General features: G+C 62.7%; 7 protein-coding genes and 2 pseudogenes. All 9 read right to left on the reverse strand.

Translation table 11 applies throughout. From position 1 onward, the window contains the following. Positions 1–348, reverse strand: a pseudogene (locus EOA22_RS15370) (anti-sigma factor); the annotation flags it as partial. After that, positions 345–911 carry a sigma-70 family RNA polymerase sigma factor gene (locus EOA22_RS15375; RefSeq protein ID WP_027163789.1) on the reverse strand — a complete coding sequence of 189 codons (567 nt, stop codon included), beginning with the start codon at positions 909–911 and terminating at the stop codon, positions 345–347. The pseudogene EOA22_RS15370 and the gene EOA22_RS15375, both read right to left, overlap by 4 nt. A gap of 170 nt (positions 912–1,081) precedes the next feature. Next, positions 1,082–1,921 (reverse strand): alkaline phosphatase family protein, encoded by an 840-nt coding sequence (locus EOA22_RS15380; RefSeq protein ID WP_024501944.1) that lies wholly within the window; start codon positions 1,919–1,921, stop codon positions 1,082–1,084. 97 nt (positions 1,922–2,018) lie between these two features. After that, a complete protein-coding gene (locus EOA22_RS15385) occupies positions 2,019–3,608 on the reverse strand; it encodes an ABC transporter substrate-binding protein (RefSeq protein ID WP_024501943.1) in 1,590 nt (529 codons plus the stop codon). 185 nt (positions 3,609–3,793) lie between these two features. Further along, positions 3,794–5,464, reverse strand: coding sequence for an ABC transporter ATP-binding protein (locus EOA22_RS15390; RefSeq protein WP_013528251.1), 1,671 nt, complete (start codon positions 5,462–5,464; stop codon positions 3,794–3,796). After that, positions 5,464–6,288 (reverse strand): ABC transporter permease, encoded by an 825-nt coding sequence (locus EOA22_RS15395; protein ID WP_013528250.1) that lies wholly within the window; start codon positions 6,286–6,288, stop codon positions 5,464–5,466. The genes EOA22_RS15390 and EOA22_RS15395 overlap by 1 nt, the downstream gene beginning before the upstream one ends. A gap of 9 nt (positions 6,289–6,297) precedes the next feature. After that, positions 6,298–7,257, reverse strand: a complete 960-nt coding sequence (locus EOA22_RS15400; protein ID WP_013528249.1) for an ABC transporter permease — start codon at positions 7,255–7,257, stop codon at positions 6,298–6,300. A 16-nt stretch (positions 7,258–7,273) separates the two neighbouring features. Then, positions 7,274–8,860, reverse strand: coding sequence for an ABC transporter substrate-binding protein (locus tag EOA22_RS15405; protein ID WP_063169819.1), 1,587 nt, complete (start codon positions 8,858–8,860; stop codon positions 7,274–7,276). Between the two features lie 154 nt (positions 8,861–9,014). Beyond that, positions 9,015–9,519 (reverse strand): annotated as a pseudogene (locus EOA22_RS15410) (peptidase S15); the annotation flags it as partial.

The following is a 9,519-nucleotide window of genomic DNA, read 5'->3' on the forward strand; positions in this document are numbered from 1 at the left end:
CTCAGCCGCTTTGCCAAGGCACTCGACGCGGACCGGCACCGCCATAAAGCGGCCCCAGGCCTGCGCCAGCCAGGACGATCCTGCCGGCTTGCGCGCAGGCCCGGCCTCGGCGTCGAGTGCCTTGGCAAAGCGGCTGAGCGCATCGGCCGGCGGCCGGATTGCTTCGTTGGCGGCCGTGGCGCCGGAGAATTCGGCTTCAGCTTCGCCAAGGGCGGCAAGTGCGGCCGGATCGCTGGCCAGCCATTCCTCGACCGCTTCCAGGTCGGAACCTTCCAGCGAGCCGTTCAGGTAGAACGGCAGCAGCGTTTCCATTTCGTCGCGGCGCGACATCTTTTCAGCGGCGCTCATGGCCACCCCCTGTCGTAACCGGCGGCCTTGAGAGCCTCGCCGAGTTTCTTGCGGGCGTAGAACATCCGGGTCTTGACGGTGGCGACCGGAATGTCGAGCACCTCGCTGATCTCGCTCACCGACTGCCCGTGATAATAGGCAAGATCGATGACGACGCGATGCTCTTCCGGCAAGGCGTCGACGAAGCGCCGCAGGGCGGCCGCCTTGTCTTCCTTCATGGTGACGACTTCCGGCGTGTCGGCGCCGTCGGGCACCGCGGCGGCGGCCTCGTCGTCGATCCAGTCTTCCTTCTTCTTGCGCAGAAAGGACAGCGCCTTGAAACGGGCAATGCCGAGCAGCCATGTCGAGACTTCGGAACGCCCTTCGAAGCCGGGCGCCTGGCGCCACAACTCGAGGAAGACTTCGTTGGCGATATCGTCGGCCATCATTTCCGATCCCGTCTGGCGCGCCACGAAGCGGTAGACCCGCGCGTGGTGACGCATGAACAGGAGCCGCACGGCGGCTCGGTCGCCCTTCGCGACCCGGTCGACAAGCGCGCGATCGGTCTCCGTCGCTGCCGTCATGGCCGGTCGAGCCGCCTGGCTCCTGTCTGCTCTGTCGCTGATCGGCCCAAAAAGGTTCATCCTCCGCCAAGGAATTTTGCGGAGGCTAACCGAAGAGCGCGGAGGTTGCCAGAGGTGCGCCTCTTCCTTCTCCCACAAGGGCAGAAGGGAAGAGCTTCGCGGACCGCTTCTCACTCCAAGAAAGACTTCGCCTTCATCGTCGCGGGCACGGGAACGCCCAGTCGGCTCAGCACCGTCGGCGCCAGCTGCAGCTGGTCGAGTAGTGTGTCCGCATCCGGCCCTTTGCCTTGTCCAAAATAATACAGCGCGAAATCCTGCATCTCGTCGTCATGGCCGCCGTGATGGCCACGATCGGTCTGGCCGTGATCGGCGGTGACGATCACCTCATAGCCGGCTTCGATCCAGCGTGGCAGGAAGGCGGCCAGCATGCCGTCCATCGCATAGACGGCATGGTCCATCTCGTGGCAGTCGTGGCCGAAGCGGTGTCCCATCGAATCCAGCGTGCAGGTGTGCAGGATGCCGTAGTCGATGCCATGGCGTTTCGTCAGCATGGTCAGCGTCGCGAACAGGTCGACATCGCTCGGCGTCATCTGGTTGCGGAGATTGTAACCGGTCATGGTGTGGAAGCGGCCATGCGTGATCGGCCCGCCTGGCTCGTCGAATTCCATGCCCTCCACCAGGTCGAACGGGTAGGCGCGGAAGAATTCCGACCAGTAGGAATGGGTCACCGCCCCCGTCTTGCCGCCTGCCTTGCTGACCTCGGAGAAGATATCGGGCTGCTCGACGCGGAAACGGTTCTCATTGGAGAGAATCCCGTGCACCTGCGGCGAAACCCCGGTGTGGATCGAGGCATAGCAGCAGGCCGAGGTCGACGGCAGCACCGAGCGCATCTTCCAGACCTGCGCCTCGCCCGATTGCACCCAGCCTTCGAGATTGCCCATCAGCCGGCGCCAGTTCCGGTAAGGCACGCCATCGAGGATGATCAGCAGAAGCTTGGATTTGAGCGCCACGGGCTGCTCCATGCGGTTGGCGGTTGAAACGGGAACGCCGTGTGCCGTCCCGGGCACACGGCGTTCTGATAGATGAAATCGGACGATCAGGGTCCGCTCAAGCGTTGAGCCAGCACTCGGCAAGCGCGTAGCCGTCCATCATTTCGCCGATAGGGCTCTTGGCATAGCCGCCGATCTTGTTGGTGGCGGCCGCGTCGATGAACTGGTTGAAGAAGGGCACGATCAGCCCGCCTTCGTCACGCATCATCACTGCCATATCGTGGTAGATCGCCTGGCGCTTGGCCTGGTCGAGCTCGCCGCGCGCGGTAAACAGCATCTTGTCGAATTCCGGCCGCTTGAAGCGCGTGTCGTTCCAGTCGGCGGTCGAGACATAGCCGGTGGAATACATCTGGTCCTGCGTGGCGCGTCCGCCCCAGTAGGAGAGCGAGAAAGGCTGCTTGTTCCAGACCTCCGACCAGTAGCCGTCGCCGGGTTCGCGCTTGATCTCGATCTTGATGCCGGCTTTGGCGCAGGACTGCTGATAGAGCTGTGCGGCATCGACGGCGCCCGGGAAGGCGACGTCCGAGGTGCGCAGCACGATCGAGCCGCTGTGGCCTGATTTCTTGTAGGCTGCCGCCGCCTTGTCCGGATCGAACTTGCGCTGTTCGATATCGGCGGAAAACAGCGGATAGGCCTCGTTGATCGGGAAGTCGTTACCCACCGAGCCATAGCCGCGCAGGATCTTTTCCAGCATCTCGTCGCGGTCCATGGCTAGCTTCAGCGCCATGCGCAGATCGTTGCTGTCGAAAGGTGCGGTGTCGCAGAACATGTTGAACGGATAGTAGCCCTTGCCCGAGACGTTCTCGATGGAAACGCCCGCGATGCGCTTGACCAGATCGACGACCTTGGGTTCGACGCGGTTGATCATGTGCACCTGGCCGCCTTGCAAGGCTGCAAGCCGTGCGGTCGCATCATTGATGACGATGATCTCGACCTGGTCGGCATGGCCGGCCTTGTCGCCAAGCCAGTAATTGGCGAAACGCTCGCCGCCATGGCGCACGCCTGGCTGGTTGACGCTAACCTTGTAGGGTCCGGCGCTGATGCCGGCATTCGGATCGTCCTTGCCGCCATTCGGCTGGATGACGAGATGGTAGTCGGCCATCAGATAGGGGAAGTCGGCATCGGCGTCGCCGAGCGTGACGATGACTTCCTTGCCGCTCGCCTTGACGCCCTTGATGTTCTTGAGGATGCCGAGTGCTCCGGACTTGGACTTCTCGTCCGCATGGCGCTCGATGGTGGCGGCAACGTCCTCCGCGCCGACCGTCTTGCCATTGTGGAACTCGATGCCATCGCGGATCTTGATCGTCCATGTCTTGGCGTCGGCTGAGGCGCCAATCTCTTCGGCAATCAGGTTGACCAGCTTGTTGTCCGGTGTGAGGCGCACAAGATACTCGCCCCAAAGCTTGCCAAAGCTGAAGGTTACCTGGCTGAGATTCAGCGCCGGATCGAGGCTGTTGGTGGATTCCCCGCCCTGCAGGCCAGCCTTGATGATACCGCCCTTCACCGCCGTCTGGGCAAATGCCTTGCCGGCCAGCGCCGGCATCATGGCCGCCGATACGCCGAGCGCGGCGGCGCGCCCAAGAAAGGCACGGCGCGATATCCGGCCGTGACCGGCGAGTTCGGCGAGATAATCGAGTTCAGTTTTCATGTCCTACCCCTGTTTAAAAGTCGTGCGAGCGGCGCTCGTCCCGAAGGACGTGTGGCGCTCTAGTGTTGCATCCGGATGACGGTCGCTGACGCCCCTATGTGGCAGCTTGGTCTGACACAATTTCCAGGGGAAGCGCCTGCCTTTTTCTTCCGGCAGTATTGGTTCCCAGTTTTCCCGGAATTGCTTTAGTTCCCCGCGCTGGCCATGCGCCGTCCCTTGATTGCCTTTTCCAGCCAGCCGATTTCCATCTCTGGAACCGAGGAGAGCAGCAGGTCGGTGTAGGCGTCGAAGGGCGGGCTCAGCACCTTGCCCTTGGGGCCGTAACGCACCACCTCGCCGCGATACATAACCGCGATTGAATCGGCGATCGACTTCACCGTGGCAAGGTCATGCGTGATGAACAGATAGGCGACGTTCTCTTCCTTCTGCAGCTCCAGCAGCAGCTCGAGGATGCCGTGTGCCACCAGCGGATCGAGCGCCGAGGTCACCTCGTCGCAGATGATCAGCTTCGGCTTGGCGGCAAGCGACCGGGCGATGCAGACACGCTGTTTCTGGCCGCCGGAAAGCTCGGCCGGGTAGCGGTCGGAAAATCCCTTGCCCATCTCGATCTTGTCGAGCAGTTCGGCAACGCGTCTGTCGCGCTCACGGCCGCGCATGCCGAAATAAAACTCCAGCGGCCGGCCGATGATGGTGCCGACGGTCTGACGCGGGTTCATCGCCACATCGGCCATCTGGTAGATCATCTGCAACTGGCGCAGATCCTCCTTCGGCCGGTCGGCCAGCCTGTTGGCCAGCGCGCGTCCGTCGAAGGTGACGGTACCCTGTTCGGGTGGCAAAAGTCCCGTGATGGCGCGCGCCAGCGTCGACTTGCCGGAGCCGGACTCGCCGACCACGGCCAGCGTCTGGCCCGGATAGATGTCGACGGATACGTCCTTCAGCACCTTGATATGGCTGCGGCCATAGGCGGCGGTGACGTTCTTCACCGACAGGAACGGCGACGTGCCGGGCTTCTGCTCCTGGTGTTCGATCTCATGCACCGAGACCAGCGCGTTGGTGTATTCCTGGCGCGGCTCCTTGATGATCTGCCTTGTGCCGCCCCATTCGACCAGCCTTCCATGGCGCAGCACCATGATCTCGTCGGAGACCTGGGCGACGACGGCAAGGTCGTGCGTGATGTAGAGCGCAGCGACATGGGTGTCGCGGATGGCGTCCTTGATCGCCGCCAGCACGTCGATCTGCGTCGTCACGTCGAGCGCCGTGGTCGGCTCGTCGAAGACGATCAGGTCCGGCTCGGAGCACAGGGCCATCGCCGTCATCACACGCTGCAACTGGCCGCCCGAAACCTGGTGCGGAAAACGCTCGCCGATGGTTTCAGGGTTCGGCAGGCTGAGCTTCTTGAACAGCGCAACCGCGCGCTTCTCGGCCTCGGCGCGTGTCGCGGTGCCGTGCAGCAGGGTGGCTTCCACCACCTGGTCCATCAGTCTGTGCGCCGGGTTGAAGGCCGCTGCCGCCGACTGCGCGACATAGCAGACCTCGCGGCCGCGTAATTTGCGGAAGCCGTCCTTGCCGCCCTTGAGGATGTCGCGGCCGTTCAGGATCACCTCGCCGCCTGTGATGCGCACGCCGCCGCGGCCGTAGCCCATAGACGACAGGCCGATAGTCGACTTGCCGGCGCCGGATTCGCCGATCAGGCCGAGCACCTTGCCCTTCTCGAGCGTCAGTGAGACATCGTGCACCAGCACGATGTCCTTCGGCGGTTCGCCGGGCGGGAAGACGGTAGCCTCGATGCGCAGATTGCGGATGTCGAGCAGCAGGCCTGACTTCGGTTGCCCGAGCTTCGCTTTGGTGTCGGCCATCACCCGCGTCCTCCCTTGAGGCTTGTCGTCCGGTTGAGCACCCAGTCGGCAACCAGGTTGACGGAAATCGCCAGCAGCGCGATCGCCCCCGCTGGGATGAGTGCGGCCGCGATGCCGAACACGATGCCGTCTTTGTTTTCCTTGACCATGCCGCCCCAGTCGGCGTCCGGTGGCTGCACGCCAAGGCCGAGGAACGACAGCGTCGACAGGAACAGCACCGCGTAGATGAAGCGCAGACCGAGTTCGGAAACCAGCGGCGACAATGCGTTGGGGAGGATCTCGCGGAAGATGATCCAGCCGCTGCCTTCACCGCGCAGTTTCGCCGCTTCGACATAGTCCATGACGTTGATGTCGACGGCGACCGCGCGCGACAGGCGATAGACGCGGGTCGAATCCAGAATGCCCATCACCAGGATCAGCGTCACCAGATTGGTCGGCAGCACCGACAGCACGACGAGACCCATGATCAGTGTCGGGATCGACATCAAGAGATCGACGAGGCGCGACAGCAGCGTGTCGAACCAGCCGCCGAAGACGGCCGCCGAGAAGCCGAGAATGGCGCCGAGCGAGAACGACAGCGCGGTGGCCAGCACCGCGATGAACAAAGTGATGCGGGCGCCGTAGATCATGCGCGAAAGCAGGTCTCGGCCGAGATTGTCGGTGCCCAGCAAATGGGCAGCCGACATCGGTTCCCAGACGTCGCCGACGATTTCGCCATTGCCGTGCGGCGCGATCCAGGGGGCGAAGACCGCCGCAAGCACGAACAATGCCGTCAGCACGATGCCGATCAGCGCGGGGATGGGGATGCGTTTGATATCGAGCATATCCGCCCCCTATTTCGGATGTCTGAGACGCGGATTGGCGACGATCGCCGCTATGTCCGCAATGATGTTCAGGCTGATATAGACGGCGGCGAAGATCAGGCCGACCGCCTGCACCACCGGCACGTCTCGCTTGGTGACGTGGTCGACCAGATACTGTCCCATGCCCGGATAGACGAAGATCACCTCGACCACGACGACGCCGACGATCAAGTAGGCGAGGTTGAGCATGACGACATTGATGATCGGCGCGATGGCATTGGGGAAGGCGTGCTTGCGGATGACGTTGAAGGCCGACAGGCCCTTCAGTTCCGCCGTCTCGACATAGGCCGACTGCATGACATTGAGGATCGCCGCGCGTGTCATGCGCATCATGTGGGCGAGCACGACCAGCGTCAGCGCCGTCGCCGGCAAGGCGATCGCCTGCATCCGTTCGCCAAAAGGCATGCCGTCATAGACGGTCGAAATGCCGGGGAATATCTGCCATTTCACGGCGAAGAAATAGACCAGCACATAGCCGATGAAGAATTCGGGAAACGAGGTCGAGGCCAGCGCCAGCCCGGAGATCAGCTTGTCGACCCAGCCATTGCGGTAGCGCACCGCGATCAGGCCGAGGATGATCGCCAGCGGCACGGCGACGATCGCCGCCCAGAAGGCGAGGAACAGCGTGTTCCACAGCCGTCCCTTGATCGACGTGGCGATGTCCTGCCCGCTCGACATGGCCGTGCCGAGATCGCCGGTCAGCACGCCGCCCAGCCAATGAAAATACCTGAGATAGGCTGGCTGGTTGAGTCCGAGCTGCTCGCGCAGATTGGCAAGCGACTCCGGCGTCGCCGACTGTCCGAGAATGGCTTGCGCGACGTCGCCGGGCAGGATCTGGGTGCCGGCGAAGATCAGGACCGAAACGGCCAACAAGAGCAGAATGCCCAGCGCAACGCGCTGGGCCACCAGTTTCAAGATGGGTGAGGACATATCCGCAAGGCCAAGCTCAGGCTTCGAGCCAGCACTTCGCCAGCGCGTAGCCGTTCATCAGCTCCTGATGCGGATCGTCGACCCAGCCGCCGACCTTGGCGCCGGTAGCGTCGATGAACTGGTTGAACATCGGCAGGATCAGGCCGCCCTCGTCTCGTACCAGGACAGCCATGTCATGATACATCTGCTTGCGCTTGGTCTCGTCGAGCTCGGCGCGCGCCGCCAGCACCATCTTGTCGAAGTCAGGACGCTTGAAACGCGTGTCGTTCCAGTCGGCGGTCGACAGATAAGCGGTGGAGTACATCTGGTCCTGGGTCGAGCGGCCGCCCCAGTAGGACGCGCAGAAGGGCTGCTTGTTCCAGACCTCGTTCCAATAGCCGTCGCCGGGCTCACGCTTCAGCTCGATCTGAATGCCGGCCTTGGCCGCGCTCTGCTGGAACAACTGCGATGCATCGACGGCGCCCGGGAAAGCGACGTCCGAGGTCCGCAGCAGGACGGCGCCGTCGTGGCCGGACTTCTTGAAGTGGAACTTGGCCTTGTCGGGATCGTACTTGCGCTGCTCGATCTCGGTAAACAGCGGATAGGACGCATTGATCGGGAAGTCGTTGCCGAGCGAACCGTAGCCGCGCAGGATCTTGTCCAGCATTTCCTCGCGGTCGATGGCCAGCTTCAGTGCCATGCGCAAATCGGCGTTGTCGAACGGCGCCGTGTTGCAATGCATGATGAACACGTAGTGGCCAGGACCCGCGTGGTTGCGGATGGTGACGCCCGGCAGGCGCTTGATCAGGTCGACGATCTTCGGCTCGACGCGGTTGATCACGTTGACCTGGCCGCCCTGCAGGGCGGCCGTGCGCGCTGTCGCATCGTTGATGACGATGATCTCGATCTGGTCGGCATGGCCCATCTTGTCGCCCTGCCAGTAATTGGCGAAACGCTCGCCGCCATGGCGCACACCGGGCTCATTGGTCGTGACCTTGTAAGGACCGGCCGAGATGCCTGCGTCAGCCTTGTCCTTGCCGCCATTTGGTTGGACGATCAGGTGATAGTCGCTGAGCAAATAGGGCAGATCGGCATTGGCCTCCTTCAGCGTCAGCACGACTTCCTTGCCGCTGGCCTTGATGGTCTCGATACCTTTCATGTAGCCGAGCGCGCCGGATTTCGACTTCTCGTCGGAATGGCGCTCAAGTGTGGCGGCCACGTCCTCGGCGGTCACTGTCTTGCCGTTGTGGAATTCGACGCCGTCGCGGATCTTCAGCGTCCACACCTTGGCGTCGTCCGACGAGCCGATCTCCTCGGCGATGCGGTTCTCGAGCTTGCCTTCCGGCGAAAGCTCGACAATCAATTCGCCCCACATCTTGCCGAAGGCGAACGGCACCTGAGTCATGAACAGTGCCGGATCAAGGCTGTTGGTGGATTCGCCGCCGACAAGTCCGGCCTTCAGTGTGCCGCCCTTGACCGGGCCTGCCGCGCGTGCAGCGCTTGAAAGCAGCGAGGTGGCGAAGGGCGCGGAGATACCGAGCGCCGCCGCCCGGCCGAGAAAATCACGACGGCTCAGTTTGCCCGACGCGACACGCCGGCTAAGAAATTCCAGTTCGTTCGACATTTTGAGTTCCTCACTCTGTTGGTTCGACTCTGCGGTCGTTTTTCTTGTTTCTTGTGAGGAGAATAATGACCGCAAGGGAAAGCGGTAAGCAAGACCGAATGCGACATGCCGTGGCGTAAATCGTACGTCGCAATTGGACCAATGAAATCGGCATTCAAAGAAACGCGCGCGGCACCTTCTCCTCGAAATTGCGCTCGAAGACGAGGGTTTCGTCCTCATAGGCCTCGATTCTGGCGCTGACGCTGAAGTTTTGCCCGTCCGATCGCATTTCGGCTGTCGTTTCGGTGCGTACTGACCATCCGTTTCGCGACAGGGTCTGCGTCCAGTGCGTCTTCCCCGAGGCCGACAGCGGATCGTCGGGATGGATCGTCCAGGTCTCGCGGGCGATGCTGCCATTGGCGAGGCCATGGGCGAGATCGCGCACCTCGCCGAAATCGTCAACAATGGAAAGCGTCACCATTCCGGTCTTCTCATCACGATCGACATGACGCTCTGAATTGGCGGCGCGGATCGTCTCTGTTGCCCAGGGGGTGGCACCTTCCGGCTCGGCGAACGTTACTTCGTCGCCTGTCGCCAGCGGCCGCAGCGGCAAATTGAGCGTCGCCGTCGACAAGGTGAGCTGGACCGGCTCCGGCGACGGCCAGATGGCAGGCCAATAG

The sequence above is a fragment of the Mesorhizobium sp. M7A.F.Ca.US.014.04.1.1 genome (assembly GCF_003998745.1).
GTDB lineage: Bacteria > Pseudomonadota > Alphaproteobacteria > Rhizobiales > Rhizobiaceae > Mesorhizobium > Mesorhizobium ciceri.